This is a genomic window from Deinococcus marmoris, assembly GCF_001949125.1.
Classification (GTDB): domain Bacteria; phylum Deinococcota; class Deinococci; order Deinococcales; family Deinococcaceae; genus Deinococcus; species Deinococcus marmoris_A.
Genome location: NZ_MSTI01000077.1, coordinates 19,470 through 36,748, shown reverse-complemented (window position 1 = coordinate 36,748; position 17,279 = coordinate 19,470). Strand labels below are relative to the sequence as shown.

Here is a 17,279-nt window from a genome sequence, read left to right as displayed (position 1 = left end):
GAAAGGCGAGTTTCCCTGACACCCTCAGCCTTTCAGACCCTTAGACCTCCCCCCTACTCATCGGCGCAGTCCTGCCGCGTGAACGGATCGCGCATGTTGATCTGGCCCAGGGTATCCACCGGCTGACCATTCAGCACAAAGGACACATCGTCGCCGCGCGTGTCCAGCAGGGTGCGAGTCAGGGTACACAGCAGCATGCGCTCGCCGCTGGCACCGTAGCGGAGGTTGGCGTAGGCGGCAGGCAGATCGACGTAATAATGCGTGCCGCGCAGGTAAACCTTGGGGGCCGCCGTTCCCGCAGGCACCACCGCCAGATTGGCCGAGCTGTTGGGGCCAGCCGCCCAGACGTTCAGGGCCGCCTGGGCCACGGCGCGCGGGTTGCTCTGGGTGACCTGCACGGTGCGGGTCTCGGCTTTCAGGGTGCGGACCTGGGGATCGGTGAAATACACCTGAACCTTCATGGCGGTGCGCTCGGCCAGTTGCAATTTGGGGGCTTCCGGCAGCGCAGGCGGCTTTTGCACCGCCTGATAGGCCAGGACGGCAGCGGCCAGCAGCGCGGCGCAGATCACGTTGAACAGCGAGAACAGGCGGCGGATCATGGCGTCGCTCCAGACGTGGTGGCCGTGACGTTGGCGTTGTTGTTGGCGCGGGCGGTCAGGTAGGTGGCCACCGAGCGGGCCACCGCCACCGACAGCGCCTGCAACCGCCGCTCCACACTCAGATTCGCCAGATCCTTGGAGTTGCTGGCCCAGCCCAGTTCCAGCAGCAGTGCGGCCTGCGGAGCCTCGCTGAGGGTCATGACCCTGGAAAGGTTGCCCTGCCCCGCCGTGATGTTGCCGCCCTTGAGTTCGCCGCGCAGCAGTTCGCTCAGGCGGCGTGTGCCCCCGGTGTCGCCCACCACCAGCGAGCCGTAGGGCAACGTACTGCCCACCCGCACGCTGTTGACCAGTTGGGACGGGGCCTTGCCGCTCGGCTCGTAGACGGTCACGCCGCTGCGGGTCGAGCCGGGAAAGCGCCCCAGGTCCAGCGCCAGATACACGTCGCTCTGGCGGGCCAGTTGCTGTTTCTGATCGCGGCTCAGGGCGCTGCCCGTGTCGCGGGTCACCTGCACCTGCCAGCCTGCCTTGGTCAGCATCTCGGCGGCGCGGCGGGCCACATCCAGCGTGGGGTCGCGGCCAATTCCGGCCACCTTGACCGGGTCCAGCACGATCAGCGGGCGCGTGACCCGCTCCAGAATCGCCGGGCTGCCGCGTGGGATACCCGGTCCCAGGTCCAGCACCACCCGCACGCCGCCGGGACGCACCACCTTGTACACGCGGTAGCCGCTGGCGGCGGTGATCGGGGCGCTCAGAATCAGGTCATCGCCGTCGCGGCTGACCTCTGCGGACGGCAGGAAGGCCCCGCGCGTGGTGTATTTGCGGGCCTCGCCTTTCACGCCGCGCAGACGCACCACCACGCGGCTGCCGCGCGCCTCGTCGGTCAATTGCACGTCGCGGCTGAGGTCCAGCACCAGCCGGTCACTGTCCTGGCCCGCGCGGCTGCTGACGCCCAGCAGTTCGGGCTGCACCAGCGTCAGCTTGCCCTGCTCGTACCTGGCTCCCAGCCCGGTGGCCAGGGTGGACAGCGGCAGATACACAGAACCGTTCACCCACGTCGCCGCCTGCCCCTGAATCCGCCGGGTGTCGAACTGCACCGTGTTGAAATCCGTGGTGGCGCGCTCCTGATCCAGATCGATGGGCAGCAGCAGCGTGTGGCCCAGGCCGGTAATCCTCATCACCGAACCGTCGCGGACCACATTGACCAGCTTGCCCAGCGCGTCCACATTGACGTACTCCGCGCCGTACAGCCCGATGCTGTCGACCTGCTGACCCGCCAGATTCAGCTTGCCGTAGGTGATCTGCGCGCCCGCCAGCCCGGCCAGCAGCAGGGCCGCCGCCAGCAGGGGCCAGGAACGCCGCATCCCACCACGGTTGTTGCCAGGGGGCGACTTTGGAAGAAACGACTTCACAGCGTCCACATCACATTGACCACAGTACACACATCACAGTACCCACTTCACAGCGCCCACATCACAGCGCACGCAGTTCCCGCTGCACGGTCTTCTCGGCCTCGGCGCGGCGTTTGTCGTGCAGCTTCTTGCCGCGTGCCAGGGCCAGTTCCACCTTGAAATAGCGGCCCTTGGCGTACAGGCGGGTGGGAATCAGGGTCAGGCCCTTTTGCTCCAGCCCGCGCTTCATCTTGGCGATTTCCTCGCGGTGCAGCAGCAGGCGGCGGGTGCGGCGCGGCTCGTGGTTGTTGTAGGTGGCCTCGTTGTAAGTGGGAATATACAGGCCCTCCAGATCGACGTTGCCGCCCGCGAGGCGGGCAAAGGCGTCGCGGAAATCGACGCCCCCGGCGCGGACGCTCTTGACCTCACTGCCGGTCAGGCTGATGCCCGCCTCGAAGCGCTCCAGCAACTCGTACTCGTAATGGGCGCGGCGGTTGGTGTACACGCCCCGCAGTCTAGCAAAGCTGGTGTGAGGTGTTTTGACATCCTCAGCATCTCGCCCCATCCCGGCCTGCGCGAACGCGGCAACAACGGGTGCGCCATCAGCAGCATGAACGGGACAAACAGCGCCAGCGCGTGGGCCATGAAAGCCAGCGCGATCATCAGGGCGAAGACGCTCAGGTTGATCAGCGTCCGCTGCCCGAGCCGTTCGGCCCGCCAACCGGGAGGCATCAGGGCATGGCTGACCGCGTGCCGCAGCATCAACAGGAAGACCAGTCCAATCACCGGCGAGGTAAACGGCGGCAGCGCAACGAACATCAGGGAGACGATGTTCAGAAGGGCCAGCCTGGGACCAACGTGCGAGTGGCGGGCCTGAAAGCGGGTCTGGCTGACCCAACCGATGTCCACCATCAGAAAATTTGTGAGGAAGGAATACAAACAGCCGGGGCAGCAGATCGACCAGTGCGCTGTTCACCGCCTGGACACGTTCGGCGCTGCCCAGCGTCCGTGCGATTTCCGACACGCGCAATTCCAGCACCAGTAGCGTGAACACGATGGCAAAGACGTCGTCGCTGAGGCCATTCACCCGGCTGGCCAGAATGTTGTGTGCGATAGATTAGGGCAGGACAGCTTCGGCCATGCGACACGCTGCCCCGCCCCAAATCAACCCTTATTTTAAGCGCTACGCCTACTTCTTGGGCGGCTTGCTGGGCCGCACTTCCACCTTGCTGGGCAGCGTCCGCACGGGCATATTCAGCAGGTCCACCGTGAGCTGCGCGATGTCTTCCGGCTGGATCTTCCAGGCATCGGCGTCACTGGGCGTGTGCCCGGCGAAGTGGGTGGCCACGCTGCCGGGCATGATCTGCGTCACCTTGATGTCGTGCTGGCGCAGGTCCAGGGTCAGTACCTCGGACAGACCGTTCAGCCCGAATTTGCTGGCGTTGTAGGCCGCCCCGCCCGCAAAGGGGTTCTTGCCCGCCAGACTGGACAGCGTGAAGATGTAGCCGCCCCGCTTCTTGAGGGCCGGAATGCCCGCCTTGATGGTGTAGAAAGCCCCCGACAGGTTGGTGTCGATCACGTCCTGCCACTGCTCGATGCTCATGTCGGCCACGTTGGCGAAGTTGCCCACGCCCGCGTTGACAAACAGCACATCCAGACCGCCGAAAGCCTCAGTGTGGGCGCTGACCTCACGCTCCAAGGCCGCCGGGTCGCGCACGTCGCAGACCACGCCGCGCGCCGTGCCGCCGATCTTGCGGGCGGCCTCGGTAATCTCGGCCTCGTTGCGGCTGGTGATGGTCACAGCGTAGCCCGCCTCTGTCAGAGAACGCGCCACCTCGTAGCCGATGCCCTTGCTGGCCCCCGTGATAAAGGCGCTGCCGCGCGTGCCTGCCTTGCCCTGTTCTGTTTTGTTCTGCGCCGATTGGTTCTGTGCTGTCTGGTCAGTCATTCCCCGACGCTAACACGCTCCGGGTGCAGGCCATTGAATGAACGGGCGCAGTACCTGAGCGCAGCCATGAACCGGAGACGGGCGCGGACCTCAGCGCGGGGGATTGCCGTTCCGGGAGTTCGCCGCAACCGGATAGCCGTCCTCCGGTTGGGCTTCCGGGTCTGCCGAATGCCGCAGGTAGGAATTCACGGCAACGGCCAGCGCGACGGCAACGGCCCCCAGCACGGTCAGGACAATCAGCTCGGCCACGCTCAGGCCCAGCAGGGCGGCAAGAACCAGCCCAACTGCCCCGCCCAGCACCACCCAGGCCGCCCGGTGGCGCAGGCTGATGGTCATACAGCGCCTCAAATATGCATTCCTATTCATGTGGCCTCCCTTAATCTGGACTTCAGCATAAGGCAAGACTGGGCTGTGGGTCAGCAACACCCGCACGCTTCATCGGCTGGCAGGAGACCAATAATCAGGAATGGCGCAGGGAAACTAAACGGGATAGTAGTCCGCGAAGTACGGCCCACTCAGGGAAGGCGCTGGGCCAACTGGTCATACACGAAGTTGGCGGCCTCTGCCCGGTGCTGATAGACGTCCCAGAGGGTAAATTCCTGACCCACGCTGACCCTGTCGCCTTCGGGCAGGGTCAGGTCCAGGCGGGCGGTCAGCTTGAGCCACGGCAACAGCGCAGAGGGGGTATTCAGCACCGGGGTCACGCGGATGGCCCCGGCATTGGTGGCGTCAGTGCTGATGGTGGCCCCTGGATACCGCCGCTTGAGCGCGTTTCCCGAGTCCCGCCGCATGGCGTCCAGCACGCTGGCCTGATCGCTGCCGCCCAGCAGATTGGGACCCACCATCTGCGGGTCCAGGATCACGTAGGTGGCCGTGGCCAGCCGGGCACCAGTCCAGGCGGCGGGCAGGGCGGTGGCGGGCGTCTGGGCCTGGGCAGACATCTGGGCAGGCAGCAGCAGAGCGGTCAGGACTACGGCGGGCACGAGGCGGGTCTGGGGCTTCATCTGCACAGTCCAGCACACCCTGTCTGATGGGCCGTGAAGCGGGGATGAGGCAGATGCTGCCGGGCAGACGCCTCCCACAAAGACCCCCGAACCCAGGCGCTACAGTGGCCCGCATGCAGGACCTTCTGACCACCATGCGCCGCCTGCGCGCCCCGGACGGCTGTCCCTGGGACGCCGAGCAGACCCACGCCTCGCTGCGCCCGTATCTGCTGGAAGAGGCGGCGGAAGCCGTGGACGCCATCGACAGCGGAAGCCCGGCGGAACTGGCCGGGGAACTGGGTGACGTGCTGCTTCAGGTGGCCTTCCATAGCGTGATCGCCGAGGAAGAGGGCACTTTTTCTTATGCGGACGTGGAGGGGGCCATCGTGCAGAAGCTGGTGCGGCGGCATCCGCATGTCTTTGGGAGCGCGGTGGTCAGCGGCAGCGCCGAGGTGGTCAGCAACTGGCAGGCCATCAAGGCGGCGGAACAGGGCGGCAAACCCCGCCGCGCACTGGACCAGGTTCCGTCGGCACTGGGCGCACTGGCCCGCGAGGCAGCGACGCAGAAACTGGCGGGCGTTTCGGGAGGGCGGGAAGATGTGGCCGGGATTCTGGAGGCCGCCCCCGATTCACCGCAGGGCGTCGCGGACGTGCTGGCCGCCGTGGTGGCCTGGGCACGCGCGCAGGGTGTGGACGCCGAACTGGCGCTGCGGGACCACACGACACGCACCCTGCAAGGGCTGCCGGACGAGAGCGCCGCTTCGTGAGCGATCAGCCCAGCACGGACCCACTGGACGTTTCGCTGCTCGAAGATGTTCAAACCAGAGGCGACACCAGAGGCAATTTGGACCCCTGGGAAGGCTGGCTGGCCGCGCGCCGCCGTCAGACGCTGCATCTGCCCGACTACCGCCCCGCCGCCGTGCTGGTGGCCCTGACGCGTGAGGCAGACCCACGCGTGCTGCTGACCGTGCGGTCCTCGGAACTCCCCACCCACCGGGGCCAGATCGCCTTTCCGGGCGGCAGTCTGGAGGCCGGAGAAAGCGTGATCGCCGGGGCCGTGCGCGAGGCGTGGGAGGAGGTGGGCCTGGACCCCGCCACCGTCACCGTACTGGGCGAGATGGACGACGTGTATACCCCGGCAGGCTTTCATGTCACCCCGGTGCTGGCGCGCGTTCCGGCCCAGCCCGCGCTGAGACTGTCAGGGGAGGTGGCCCAGCTTCTGCTGCCCACCCTCTCGGAGCTGCGCGCCCTGACCCCCACCCGCGAAAACCGCCAGATGCCGGACGGGCAGCCGGTGGTCCTGTACCGCTACCCCTGGCAGGGCCACGACATCTGGGGCATGACCGCGCGGGTGCTGCACGATCTGCTGACGGACGGGCCGCTGTAGAGCAGTTGTCATAAAGAGACCACCTTTATGACCGAGCAGAGCGAGTGACTTTTGCCGAGCAGGACGGAGAATGGAGTCACCGGAAGTCTTTTTTCCGGTGACGTAATTCGGAGAACTGCTCTAGGCAGCGCTGAACAGGCGGCATTGAAACGGCCTGCATATCCGGCAGCCTGCCCCCGCCTCCCTGGCACAGAAAAAACCCCGCCAACGAGGCGGGGCATCACAACCACAGGGCTGAATTTAGCGGGTGGGGTTGATGGTGATCTGACCGTTGGTGGTCACGTTGTAGGTGCTCAGGAAGGTGCGGTAGCCGGGGGCGATCAGCACGATCTCGTGGCTGCCCCGGTCCACCTGCACGTTCAGAGCGCCGCTGCTGATGGTCCCGGCTTCCTGACCGTCCACGAACACGCGGGCGTTGTTCACGCTGCTGCGGATGGTGATGGTCAGCTTGGTGGGGGTAGGCGGGGTCACAACCACGGCGGCGAACTCGGCGTTCACGTTGGTGGTGGCTCCGGCACGGATGGCGACGGTGGTGGAAATGTCGCGGTAGCCGGGGGCCTGAATCCGCACGGGGTAGCTGCCGGGGCGCAGATCGTTGTAGGTGACGTTCGCGCCGCCCAGCCGCTGGCCGTTCAGGGTCACGGTGGCGTTGTCCACGTTGGCCCCCACGAACAGGCTGCCGGTGCTGATCGGCGTGACGCCAGCAACCGTGTAGAAGGCCGTATCGGAGACCCAGGAGTTCTGGGGAATGGGCGTGACCACGATGCTCAGGGCCTGGGCCAGACCGGCCTGGCTCTTGGCATTCACGGTGGCGAACTGGTCCTGGGTGGTCTTGAAGGAGCTGATCTGGCCCAGGTTCAGTTCGGTCAAGCTGGCCAGCGCCAGCACCTTGTTCTGGCCGATGGGGCCAGCAATGTCGAAGGTGAACTTGTCGCCGGGGGCGGGGAAGCTGCGGGTGGTGTTGGCCTTGACGAAGTTGGCCTCGCTCAGGCGGTTGGGCAGGATCTGGTCCACGCTGCCGTCGGGGTTGACGTTGAACAGGTAGACGTAGGCGTCACGGTTGACGGTGGCGCTGATCACGGCCTTGTCGCCGACCTTGTAGGCCGGGTTCTGTGCGCCACTGGAGTCCTTATCGACGCGCACGCTGACGCTCAGGTCGGGGGTGGTGGGGTTCACGATGATGCTCTGGGCACTGATCTTGGGGGCGGCGGCGGCGGTAGACAGCAGCAGGGCTGCGGGGATCATCAAGAGTTTCTTCACGGGTGGTACCTCCGAGATGCAGGTTAAGCCGGGCAACATGACGGGCCATGAGTGCGCCAGGGGGCAACGTTAATAGTGCTTCAGCTTACCGTCAGCAGCATGACGGACGGCTGACGCGCGTGTCAGTGGGCGGTTCCGACGCGGGCGCTGTTGCCCTTCACCCCCATCTGACCGAAGTTTCATTAAGATCGGCGCTCTGAGAGTTTCGCGCCGCTGCCGCAGACAGATCAGGCACCCCTATCCACTCGCTTCCACACTGTCTCCGGGCCAGTTCCACACCCCCCACCACGTCTTTTGTCACGCCTAACCCTGCTAGCCTCATGCCATGAGCGCGCCGTCTTCTGCCCAGAACACCCCCCGGCCACAGGGAGCCGGGCGGGCGGCACAACTGGCGCTGTGGACGGTGGGGGTGGCGCTGGTGGTGCTGGGCCTGAAGTTTGTGGCCTACCTGATGACCGGCAGCGTGGCGCTGTACTCGGACGCACTGGAAAGCGTGGTGAACGTGGCGGCGGCGCTGGCGGCCTTCGTGGCGCTGCGCGTGGCGGCCCTGCCCGCCGATCAGAACCATCCCTACGGCCACACCAAGGCCGAGTATTTCAGCGCGGTGGCCGAGGGCGTGCTGATCGTGCTGGCGGCCCTGAGCATCGGGCGCGAGGCGATTGGCGGGCTGATGAACCCACGCGAGCTGGACGCCCCCTACGCGGGCCTGCTGGTCAACGCGGGGGCGGGCGTGATTAACATGCTGTGGGCCGGGCTGCTGCTGCGGGTGGGGGCCGAGTTGCGCTCCCCGGCGCTGCTGGCCGATGGACGGCATCTCAGGACCGACGTGCTGACCAGCGTGGGCGTGCTGCTGGGCGTGCTGGCCGCCAAGCTGACCGGGCTGACCTGGCTGGACCCGGCGCTGGCGCTGCTGGTGGCGGTCAACATTCTCTGGAGCGGTTTTGGTCTGGTGCGCGAAAGCGTGGGCGGCCTGATGGACGCCGCCGTGGACCCACAGACCGAGAAGCGCATCCGCCGGATCATGAGCGAGCAGGGCGACGGCGCGCTGGAAATGCACGATCTGCGGACCCGCCACGCCGGACGGCTGGCCTTTATCGAATTCCACATGGTGGTCCCCGGCGAGATGTCCGTGCAGCAGGCCCACACCATCTGTGACCGCCTGGAAGACGCCATCCGCGCCGAGATGCCCGACAGCAGCATCACCATCCATGTGGAGCCGCAGGACAAGGCCAAGCACCACGGCGTGCTGGTGCTGTAATAAGGACTCCGATTGAAAGGTGTTGGAAACACCTGGAAATCCGAACGGAGTGAGTGGGAGAAAAACGGATTCCGTCTGTTCCGTGCAGAAATCGGGACAGCGCCGCTTCCTGCACTCCACGCCCGGAACCCGTGTAGCGCGGGTGGTCCTCCCCTCTACGTCCCACCTCTGAACCCAGCCGCCACAGCCAGCAGGCCGGAACCGGGAATTAACGGCATGTTTGTCCAAGCGTAATCCAGTAGACTTTTAATATGCTTGTACGCGACTGGATGACCCGTGACCCCGTGACCGTGACCCCCAGCACGCCCGTCATGGAAGCGCTGAAGACCCTTAAGGACGGCAATTTCCGCCGTCTGCCGGTGATGGACAAGGGCAAGCTGATCGGGATCACCACCCGCAAGGACCTCAAGGACGCCATGCCCAGCAAGGCCACCACCCTGAGCGTGTGGGAGCTGAATTACCTGCTGAGCAAGCTGACGGTGGCCGAGATGATGGCCCGCCCGGTGATCACGGCAGCCGAGGGCGAGTACATGGAAGACGCCGCACTGCGGATGCAGGAACACCATGTGGGCGGCCTGCCCGTGCTGGATGACAGCGGCAAGCTCAGCGGCATCATCACCACGATGGACGTGCTGCGCGCCTTCACCGAGATCCTGGGCATGCGCGAGGGCGGCCAGCGCATCACGCTGGAGATGCCCGACACCCCTGGCAATCTGGAAAAGGCCACGCGGGCGATTGCACCCAGCAACATCATTAGCGTCGCCACCTACGATGGCCGGGAGAACCGCCGCCGCTTCGTGATCCGCGTCAGTGGTGAGGGCACGGAGGATGTCAAGCCGCGCGTGCGCGATTCGGGGATTACTGTTCTGGACTGAGCAAAGTCAGTCTGAAGTCAAGCCGCCAGCAGCGAGTTTCGTCGCTCTGGCGGTTTGACGTTTCTCCCTCTCGCCTACAGCAGATGTCATAAAAAGACCATTTTTATGACCGAGTGGAACGAGAGACTTTTGCCGCGCAGGATGGAGAATGGAGTCGCCGGAAGTCTCTTTTTCCGGTGACGTCATTCGGAAACCTGCTCTACTTCATCGCCGCCCACGCCGCCGACACGGCCACGCCCCGCTCGAACTCATGGCCCAGAGCGGCGAAGGCGTCTTCCAGCATTCCGGCGACACCTAAAGCGTCGTAGCGGTCCGCGTAGCCCATCGTGCTGACGCGGAACACGGTGTCCTCATGGGGAGCCTGACCAGCCAGGGCACGCTGGCCCAATCCAGTCAGGGCGGCGGCGATCTGGCGGCCCGTCAAGCCTTCGGGGGCTTTTAGTACGGCGACAGCAGGGCTGGGGCGGGTGGTCCAGGACGGGCAACCCAGCGCGGTTCCGGCGGCGATCAGGGCGTCGGCCTTGCGCTTTTGCTCGGCCCACAGCACTTCCAGCGGCACGCCCAGCGGGCGGTCCAGCGCCGTGGACAGGGCGTAGATCAGGTTGATGGCGGGGGTTTGCGGCGTGTTGCCCGCCTTCTGGCCCTTCAATTCGCGGGTCAGGTCCAGGTAGTAGCCGTGGGCGGTGTTCTGCACCATGCGAGCCTGCACTTCCGGGCTGAACAGCACGAAGCCCAGGCCGGGCGGGGTGGCTGTGCCCTTCTGGCTGCCCGAGACGATCACGTCCACGCCCCATGCGGCAGGCCGCAACTCCGCCACGCCGTAGGAGGTCACACAATCGGCAATGATGATCAGATCGGGATTCTGGGCCTTGACCGCCCGCGAAATCGCTTCCAGATCGTGCAGCGCCCCGGTGCTGGTCTCGCTGTGGGTGATCAGCAACGTTGTGGCGTCGCGGCTGGCCTCCGCGATTTCATCGGCGTCCAGCAGTTCGCCCCAGGGCCGGGCGACGATCCCCACGTCGTAGCCGAAGCGTTTCGCCATGTCGCCCCAGCGCTCGCTGAATTTTCCGGCCTGCGCGTTGACCACTTTGGCCCCGGCGGGCGTGGTGCTGACCAGCGCGCCCTCGAAGGCCCCGGTGCCGCTGCTGGTGGTGATCACTGCCTCGTAGGGATCGCCCAGCAGACGGCTCAGTTTCCCCCGCGCCTCCATCAATTTGGCAGCAGCGTCGCGGCTGCGGTGGTGCATCTGCGGCTGGGCCAGTTCCAGCAGCACGCGCGGGTCCACCTCCACCGGGCCGGGGGCGATCAGGCGTTCGCGGTTCAGCGGAATATGGGCAGCGGGGGCCGTCTGGGTCATGGGTCCAGAGTAGACCCGGCACGGCGACACGCGGAGCAGAGGTCTGAACCGCCCGCACCCTCCGCCTTGCAACCGTAGCCGCTGGCACGCCTCCAGATGACGAATTAAGGCAAGATCGCGTATGCCCTCCCCCACCCCGGCCCCCTGGCGCGGCCACCCGGCAAGACGAACCGTAGCTGCCCTCTGCGGCCTGATGTTCCCTTCCCTGGCCGCCGCCCACTACGCCCCGGCCCTGCCACTGAGCGCCATCGCCCAGCCTTCCCGGCAGTTCGGACTGCCCTTCGCAGGTGCGCCCGGCCCCGATTCCTGGCTGCTGGGTCAGGGCTATGGCAATACCACCGGCGCGTACCGGCAGCGGCGCAGCACCTACGGCAACTTGCAGGGCATCCACGCCGGGCTGGATTTCAGCGCGCCGTGTGGCACCCCGGTGCGCGCCATCGGCGACGGCACGGTGGCCGAAGTGGACGGCCCACACGGCAGCCTGCCGCACAACGTTGTGATCGACCACGCGGGCAACCTGAGCAGCCTGTACGGACACCTGCTGAAGCGGGCTCCGTTGCGAATTGGGCAGAAGGTCACACGCGGGCAGGTGATCGGGCAGAGCGGCGACTCGCAGGGAACATGCATCAGCGCGCCGCACCTGCATCTGGAACTGCGGGACCGGGCGCATCAGCGTTTCTTCAACCCGCTGCCGTACATTGCCGCCGACTGGGACACGCTGGCGCTGGCAGGCAGCTTCGGGCGCGGCTACGAGTATGACCTCAGCGCCCCGCGCAAGTGGCAGTCGCCGGACTCGCAACCCGCCGCCCTGCGCGGGGGCCGCCTGCTCAACGAGTTTGCCCGGCCCTGGCCGATTGCTCCGGGAGGCGCACGGTGAAGCTCGCCTTCATAGCACTGTTGCTAGGCACCTCTGCCGTGGCCGCCACCCTCCCCTCTCGCACCGTGCTGAGTGGCGAGTGCTGCCCCGGCACGGTCTGGACACCAGATTCAAAAGCCCTGCTTTTTCTGGATGGGCCACCCGCCCGCGCCAGCACCGGCTTTTACGAGGTGGCAGCCACGGGAGGCGAGGTCACACGCAGATTCTCCAGCATCGCCTATTTCTCGCCCAAACTGCGCTGGGCGGTGCGGCCCGGTTCCGGGGAGGCGACGGTGCTGGAGCGGCTGGCCGACGGCAAACGCTTCACGCTGCCCACCTTCGGCGCGGACGTGACCTGGAACGACGCCGAGGACGGGCTGGCCTACACCCGCAGCGACACCAGCGGCAACTATGACCGCCGCGCTACGCGGGTCTACGTGGCCGACGCCTTCGGTTCCCCGCGCAACGTCGCCACCCTCTACGGCGGCGGGGTTAGCGGCTGGGTGGACGACACCACGCTGCTGCTCTCGGGCAAGAGCGCGCCAGGCAACCGGGACCGGGAGCTGTTCACGCTGAACACCCGCAGCGGCGCGAAAAAGACGTTGCGGACGGCGCTGGGCTTCCGGGGCATCAGCCTCAGCCCGGACGGGGCGCGGGTGCTGTACACCATTTCCTTCGACAGCGCCGCGCGTAACGGCCTGTGGCTGCAAAGCACGGCGGGCAGCACGCCAACCGAGATCAACGATTACGGCGCTTACCGCTGGCGCGACGCAGGACGCTTTCTGCTGATGCCGCTGAAGACGGATGGCGACGCGCATGTGCTGCGGCAGTACACGGTGAGTCTGAATGGCTGGAACACGCTGGGAGATTTGGGCGATCAGGTGCGGCAGGGCGACTGGAATGTCAGCCCGGACGGCAAACTGCTGAATTTCCTGAGCGCGAAGGACGGGAATGTGTGGGTGCTGACTTTGCCGTGAGGCGGGGAGAACCGCTCTAACGCTGAAACATCAATTGAAAGGGCGCTCTGCCATCAGCTCCAGAGCGCTCCTTTCGGTCCTGCTACTTCACCACGATATTGATGATCCGCCCCGGCACGTAAATCTCCTTGACCACCGCCTTGCCCTCCAGAAAGCGGGCCACATCCGGCTCGGCGCGGGCGGCGGCCAGGGCCTCATCCTGCGTGGCGGTCTTGGAAATACTGACCTGACCGCGTACCTTACCGCCCACCTGCACGCCAATTGTTACCGTATCGCGCACGGCGGCAGCCTCATCAGTGGCGGGCCAAGACTGGACATGCACGCTGCCTTCCAGACCGCGCTCGTGCCAGATTTCCTCGGCGATGTGGGGGACCACCGGGGCCAGCATCAGGTTGAAGATGTTCAGCGCCTCGTCCCATTCCGGGGTGCCATAAGCGGGCGAGCGGCGGGCGCGCACCAGAATATTGGTCAGTTCCATCAGCGCGGCGACAATCGTGTTGAAGCTCAGACGGTCAAAGTCGCCCGTCACCTTTTTCAGCGTGCTGTGAATGCCGTAGCGCAGATCAGCCACCGTCACCGCCTCGTCCGGTCCTGCCGTGCGCTCGCCGAAGAACAGCGTCCACACCCGGCTCAGCCACTTGGACGGGCCGTTGATGCCCTGCGGATCCCAGGGGCCGCCCACCTCCCAAGGCGCGATGAACAGCAGGTAGGTCCGCACCGTGTCCACGCCGTACTCGCGCACCAGATCGTCGGGGTCCACGACGTTGCCGCGCGACTTGCTCATCTTCTCGCCGTCCTCACCCAGAATGATGCCCTGGTTACGCAACCACGCGAACGGCTCGTTCTGGGTGGTCAGGCCCATGTCACGCATCACCTTCGTCCAGAAGCGGCTGTACAGCAGGTGCAGGATGGCGTGTTCGATGCCCCCGGTGTACAGGTCCACGGGCAGCAGGTTCGCCTTGGCCGGGTCAAACGGGTGCTGATCGTCGTGCGGCGACAGGAAACGGTACATGTACCAACTGCTGTCCACGAAGGTGTCCATCGTGTCGGTGTCGCGCTCGGCAGGGCCGTTACAAATGGGGCAGGTGGTCTGGACCCACTCGCGGTCCAGTTTCAGGGGACTCTGGCCGGATGCCGTGAAGCCCTTGAATTCGGGCAGTTTGACGGGCAGTTGATCTTCGGGGACGGGCTGTGCGCCGTGTTCCGGGCAGTAGACGATGGGAACGGGAGTTCCCCAGTAGCGCTGGCGGGCCAGCAGCCAGTCGCGCAGGCGGTAGGTCGTTTTGGCCTTCGCCACGCCCTGCGCCTCCAGCTTCTCGATCACAGCGTCGATACTGACCTTGCCACCGGGCAGACCGTCAAATTCGCCGCTGTTGACGATCATGCCGGGGCCGCTGTAAGCCCCCTCCGCGTCCGCGCCCATCGGCTCGGCCCCCTCGGCGCGGATGACCTCGGTGATGTCCAGCCCAAATTTGCGGGCGAAGGCGAAGTCGCGCTCATCGTGGGCAGGGACGGCCATGATGGAACCCGTGCCGTAGGTGACCAGCACGTAATCCGCCACCCAAACCGGCACCTGATGGCCGCCGATGGGATGGGTGGCAAAAGAGCCAGTGAACACGCCTGTCTTCTCGCCCACGTCCTGCTGGCGCTCCACGTCGGTCTTGCGACCCGCTGCCGCGATGTACGCCTCCACATCTGCCCGCTGTTCATCGGTGGTCAGTTCGGCCACCTTGGCGTGTTCGGGGGCCAGCACCAGGAAGGTTGCGCCCATGATGGTATCGGGCCGCGTGGTGAACACGGTTTCCGGCCCGGCGGGGGTGTCGAACACGATCTCCGCGCCCACCGATTTGCCGATCCAGTTGGTCTGCATGGCCCGCACGCGCTCGGGCATGTCGGTGTCAGAAAAGTTCAGCAATTCGTCGGCGTAGTCGGTAATTCTCAGATACCACTGGTTCAAGTTGCGGCGCTCGACGGGAGTGCCGCAGCGTTCGCACGCACCGCCTACCACCTGTTCGTTGGCCAGCACCGTCTGATCCTTGGGACACCAGTTGACCAGACCGCCCTTCTTGTAGGCCAGCCCGCGCTTGAAGAACTCGGTGAAAAACCACTGGTTCCAGCGGTAATACTCCGGGTCAGAGGTGGCGAACTGGCGGCTCCAGTCGATCATGGTGCCCATGCGCTGAAACTGCGCGGTCATGGACTTGATGTTGCCGTAGGTCCACGCCGCCGGGTCCACGTTGTTCTTGATCGCCGCGTTCTCGGCGGGCAGGCCGAAGGCGTCGAAGCCCATCGGGAACAGCACGTTGTAGCCGCGCATCCGCATCCAGCGGGCGCGGGCGTCCGGGGCGACGTTGGCGTACCAGTGGCCGATGTGCAGATTGCCGCTGGGATACGGGAACATGGTCAGCGCGTAGAACTTCTCGCCGGGGCCGTTCTCGTCGAAACGGTACAGCCCGTCCTCGGCCCACTGGTCCTGCCACTTCTGCTCGATGGCGTGCGGGTTGTAGCGTTCGGCGCGGGGTTCCTGAATATTGATGGGGTGTTCGTCGGTCTGGGTCATGGGAAGGCTCCTGCGGAGGTCTAAGGGTCTAAAAGTCTGAGGGTTTAACGGAAGGCAAGGACCAAAAAAAGCCCCGGCGCGACACAGCCGGGGACGGGCGCTCTAGCGTGGGCTAGTCGCGGGGTCCCCTGGGAGTAAGCGCAGAGCGGATCATAACTTCAGTCTAAAGCATCAAGCCGCGTGGAGGGAAGGCGGGCGGTTAAGACCGCGTGAAGTGTATGCGGGGCAACTTTTCTGCTGCCCATCCCATATTCGGAGGCATGAACAAAGCCATGCTGTCCCTGACCACCATTGCCCTGATTGCCTCAGCTTCGGCTCAGGCGCAGGCCATCACGCAAACCGAGGCCATTACGCGGCTGCTGTCTGCGCCGGAGATCAAGGCAGAGTGGTTTGCACCGGACTTTCTGGTACAGGTGTCGTTTGAGACCATTGCCGCGCAGTTCAAGGGAATCACGGGGACGTACGGCAAGTTCGTCCGGCTGGACATCTTGCAGGATCGCCCGCTGGCCGTCTATGAGCGCGGCACACTGGTTATCTCGGCGGCGGCGCTGGACGACCAGGGGCGGCTGACCACTTTCGGCGCAGTGCCCGGCCCGGCCTCGGCGGCGGCTGACCCGGCAGCCACGCAGGCTGCACAGGCGAAGGCAGCGGCGCTGATCGAGGAACTGTTCAAGTCTGATCCCGTCGATACGGCGCTGTTCAGCCCGGAGTTTCTGGCCCAGGTCAGCGCCGGGGAACTGACCGCGCAGTTCGCCAGTCTCCATGCCGAGAACGGTGCTTTCCAGAGCATCGAACCACTGGGCAACGGCTGGCGACTGACCTTCGAGAAAGGCCAACTGGACGTGACGGCCCTCACCGTGGACGCCCAGGACCTGATCACCGCCCTGCAACTGCAACCCGTCATCACCTACAAGACTCTGGACGAGGCCCGCGCCGCCTTCGCCGCCCTGCCCGGTAGCGTCACCTTGCTGGTGCAGGAGGCGGGCAAGCCGCAGCCGCTGGCCGACCTGAACAGCCGCACATTGCTGGCGATTGGCTCGGCCTTCAAGCTGGCGATTCTGGGCGAGTTGCAGGCGCAGATTACGCGCGGCGAGAAAAAATGGACCGATGAGGTCACGCTGACCGACGCCGACAAGAGCCTGCCCAGCGGCACCCTGCAAGATGCGCCTGCCGGAAGCAAATACACCCTGCGCGATCTGGCTGCCCGCATGATTTCCCAGAGCGACAACACGGCCACGGACCTGCTGCTGAAGGCCGTAGGGCGCGAAGGGGTAGAGGCGCGGCTGGGGCAGACCGCCATGCCCAGCACCCGCGAGTTCTTCGCCCTCAAGAATCCGGCCAATCTTGAACTGCTGCGCGCCTACCGTTCGGCGGGGCTGAACCGGGCCGCGCGGCGCGAGGTGCTTCAAAAAGCCGACACCGCGCCGCTGCCCAATGCGGGCCTCTTCGCGCAGGGCAAAACCACCGCGCAGGACGTGGAATGGTTCGCCAGCAACCAACGTCTGTGCCGCCTGATGGCCGATGTGGCCGCGCTGCCCGAAACGCAGATCAATCCCGGCGTAGCTGACCGTAACGAGTTCAAGACCGTGAGCTTCAAAGGCGGCTCCGAGATCGGTGTCCTGAACCTGACTACCCAGGTCACCACGAAGGCGGGCAAGACGCTGTGTATCAGCGCCACCTGGAACCGCCCAGAACCACTGAACGAGCAACAGTTCGTCGCCATGTACGCGGGTGTGCTGAAGCTGCTGCGCTGATGGAACCTGGGCTGAAGGTTGCCTGATGAACGCATGGCCCTTTCTTTACCGGGTCTCACCCCCGGTCAGGCCCGGCG

General features: G+C 65.6%; 17 protein-coding genes. 7 read left to right on the top strand and 10 right to left on the bottom strand.

Translation table 11 applies throughout. The annotated features are described in order from the left end of the window. Nucleotides 1-53: 53 nt before the first annotated feature. From BOO71_RS11755 to BOO71_RS11725, 7 genes are all read right to left on the bottom strand, one after another. Entirely contained in the window at nt 54-596 is a 543-nt protein-coding gene (locus tag BOO71_RS11755) for a GerMN domain-containing protein (RefSeq protein WP_075832865.1), read from the bottom strand. Then, nucleotides 596-1,960, bottom strand: a complete 1,365-nt coding sequence (locus BOO71_RS11750) for an N-acetylmuramoyl-L-alanine amidase (protein ID WP_075832522.1) — start codon at nt 1,958-1,960, stop codon at nt 596-598. Before BOO71_RS11750 ends, BOO71_RS11755 begins: the two co-directional genes overlap by 1 nt. A gap of 109 nt (nt 1,961-2,069) precedes the next feature. Beyond that, nucleotides 2,070-2,501 carry an SsrA-binding protein SmpB gene (smpB, locus tag BOO71_RS11745; RefSeq protein ID WP_151846700.1) on the bottom strand — a complete coding sequence of 144 codons (432 nt, stop codon included), beginning with the start codon at nt 2,499-2,501 and terminating at the stop codon, nt 2,070-2,072. Next, nucleotides 2,423-2,899 (bottom strand): hypothetical protein, encoded by a 477-nt coding sequence (locus tag BOO71_RS27800; protein ID WP_175607433.1) that lies wholly within the window; start codon nt 2,897-2,899, stop codon nt 2,423-2,425. The genes smpB and BOO71_RS27800 overlap by 79 nt, the downstream gene beginning before the upstream one ends. A 277-nt stretch (nt 2,900-3,176) precedes the next feature. Continuing rightward, nucleotides 3,177-3,935 carry an SDR family oxidoreductase gene (locus BOO71_RS11735; protein ID WP_075832516.1) on the bottom strand — a complete coding sequence of 253 codons (759 nt, stop codon included), beginning with the start codon at nt 3,933-3,935 and terminating at the stop codon, nt 3,177-3,179. A 90-nt stretch (nt 3,936-4,025) separates the two neighbouring features. After that, entirely contained in the window at nt 4,026-4,271 is a 246-nt protein-coding gene (locus tag BOO71_RS11730; RefSeq protein WP_075832514.1) for a hypothetical protein, read from the bottom strand. Between the two features lie 179 nt (nt 4,272-4,450). Continuing rightward, nucleotides 4,451-4,939 (bottom strand): hypothetical protein, encoded by a 489-nt coding sequence (locus tag BOO71_RS11725; RefSeq protein ID WP_075832513.1) that lies wholly within the window; start codon nt 4,937-4,939, stop codon nt 4,451-4,453. Between the two features lie 113 nt (nt 4,940-5,052). On the opposite strand from BOO71_RS11725, the gene BOO71_RS11720 reads away from it, so the two are divergent. Both BOO71_RS11720 and BOO71_RS11715 read left to right on the top strand, forming a co-directional pair. Next, on the top strand, nt 5,053-5,685 hold the full coding sequence (locus tag BOO71_RS11720) for a MazG family protein (RefSeq protein ID WP_075832863.1): 633 nt from the start codon (nt 5,053-5,055) through the stop codon (nt 5,683-5,685). A 35-nt stretch (nt 5,686-5,720) separates the two neighbouring features. Beyond that, complete coding sequence (locus tag BOO71_RS11715) at nt 5,721-6,305, top strand: NUDIX hydrolase (RefSeq protein ID WP_075832861.1); 585 nt, start codon at nt 5,721-5,723, stop codon at nt 6,303-6,305. 240 nt (nt 6,306-6,545) lie between these two features. Here the strand turns inward: BOO71_RS11715 and BOO71_RS11710 are convergent, their stop codons facing one another. Then, a complete protein-coding gene (locus BOO71_RS11710; protein ID WP_075832511.1) occupies nt 6,546-7,565 on the bottom strand; it encodes a DUF4384 domain-containing protein in 1,020 nt (339 codons plus the stop codon). A gap of 325 nt (nt 7,566-7,890) precedes the next feature. On the opposite strand from BOO71_RS11710, the gene BOO71_RS11705 reads away from it, so the two are divergent. After that, nucleotides 7,891-8,823 carry a cation diffusion facilitator family transporter gene (locus BOO71_RS11705; protein ID WP_083653369.1) on the top strand — a complete coding sequence of 311 codons (933 nt, stop codon included), beginning with the start codon at nt 7,891-7,893 and terminating at the stop codon, nt 8,821-8,823. 251 nt (nt 8,824-9,074) lie between these two features. After that, nucleotides 9,075-9,698 carry a CBS and ACT domain-containing protein gene (locus BOO71_RS11700; protein WP_075832509.1) on the top strand — a complete coding sequence of 208 codons (624 nt, stop codon included), beginning with the start codon at nt 9,075-9,077 and terminating at the stop codon, nt 9,696-9,698. A gap of 199 nt (nt 9,699-9,897) precedes the next feature. Here BOO71_RS11700 and BOO71_RS11695 read toward each other — a convergent pair whose 3' ends face one another. Beyond that, on the bottom strand, nt 9,898-11,055 hold the full coding sequence (locus tag BOO71_RS11695; protein WP_075832507.1) for an aminotransferase class V-fold PLP-dependent enzyme: 1,158 nt from the start codon (nt 11,053-11,055) through the stop codon (nt 9,898-9,900). A 193-nt stretch (nt 11,056-11,248) separates the two neighbouring features. On the opposite strand from BOO71_RS11695, the gene BOO71_RS11690 reads away from it, so the two are divergent. Together BOO71_RS11690 and BOO71_RS11685 are read left to right on the top strand one after the other, a co-directional pair. Then, nucleotides 11,249-11,932: a M23 family metallopeptidase gene (locus BOO71_RS11690; RefSeq protein ID WP_075832505.1), complete on the top strand. Its 684-nt coding sequence runs from the start codon at nt 11,249-11,251 to the stop codon at nt 11,930-11,932. Further along, nucleotides 11,929-12,888, top strand: a complete 960-nt coding sequence (locus BOO71_RS11685) for a hypothetical protein (protein ID WP_254843134.1) — start codon at nt 11,929-11,931, stop codon at nt 12,886-12,888. The genes BOO71_RS11690 and BOO71_RS11685 overlap by 4 nt, the downstream gene beginning before the upstream one ends. A gap of 82 nt (nt 12,889-12,970) precedes the next feature. Here the strand turns inward: BOO71_RS11685 and leuS are convergent, their stop codons facing one another. Then, nucleotides 12,971-15,448 (bottom strand): leucine--tRNA ligase, encoded by a 2,478-nt coding sequence (gene leuS, locus BOO71_RS11680; protein ID WP_075832503.1) that lies wholly within the window; start codon nt 15,446-15,448, stop codon nt 12,971-12,973. 260 nt (nt 15,449-15,708) lie between these two features. On the opposite strand from leuS, the gene BOO71_RS11675 reads away from it, so the two are divergent. Then, a complete protein-coding gene (locus tag BOO71_RS11675; protein ID WP_083653383.1) occupies nt 15,709-17,202 on the top strand; it encodes a serine hydrolase in 1,494 nt (497 codons plus the stop codon). Nucleotides 17,203-17,279: the final 77 nt, after the last annotated feature.

Bases quoted from the DNA above. Each gene is read 5' to 3' on its own strand.
- BOO71_RS11750 (WP_075832522.1), bottom strand. From the start codon at position 1,960: ATGCGGCGTTCCTGGCCCCTGCTGGCGGCGGCCCTGCTGCTGGCCGGG.
- BOO71_RS11675 (WP_083653383.1), top strand. From the start codon at position 15,709: ATGAACAAAGCCATGCTGTCCCTGACCACCATTGCCCTGATTGCCTCA.
- BOO71_RS11700 (WP_075832509.1), top strand. From the start codon at position 9,075: ATGCTTGTACGCGACTGGATGACCCGTGACCCCGTGACCGTGACCCCC.
- BOO71_RS11695 (WP_075832507.1), bottom strand. From the start codon at position 11,055: ATGACCCAGACGGCCCCCGCTGCCCATATTCCGCTGAACCGCGAACGC.
- BOO71_RS11690 (WP_075832505.1), top strand. From the start codon at position 11,249: ATGTTCCCTTCCCTGGCCGCCGCCCACTACGCCCCGGCCCTGCCACTG.
- BOO71_RS11730 (WP_075832514.1), bottom strand. From the start codon at position 4,271: ATGACCATCAGCCTGCGCCACCGGGCGGCCTGGGTGGTGCTGGGCGGG.
- leuS (WP_075832503.1), bottom strand. From the start codon at position 15,448: ATGACCCAGACCGACGAACACCCCATCAATATTCAGGAACCCCGCGCC.
- BOO71_RS11705 (WP_083653369.1), top strand. From the start codon at position 7,891: ATGAGCGCGCCGTCTTCTGCCCAGAACACCCCCCGGCCACAGGGAGCC.
- BOO71_RS27800 (WP_175607433.1), bottom strand. From the start codon at position 2,899: ATGGTGGACATCGGTTGGGTCAGCCAGACCCGCTTTCAGGCCCGCCAC.
- BOO71_RS11725 (WP_075832513.1), bottom strand. From the start codon at position 4,939: ATGAAGCCCCAGACCCGCCTCGTGCCCGCCGTAGTCCTGACCGCTCTG.
- BOO71_RS11735 (WP_075832516.1), bottom strand. From the start codon at position 3,935: ATGACTGACCAGACAGCACAGAACCAATCGGCGCAGAACAAAACAGAA.
- BOO71_RS11720 (WP_075832863.1), top strand. From the start codon at position 5,053: ATGCAGGACCTTCTGACCACCATGCGCCGCCTGCGCGCCCCGGACGGC.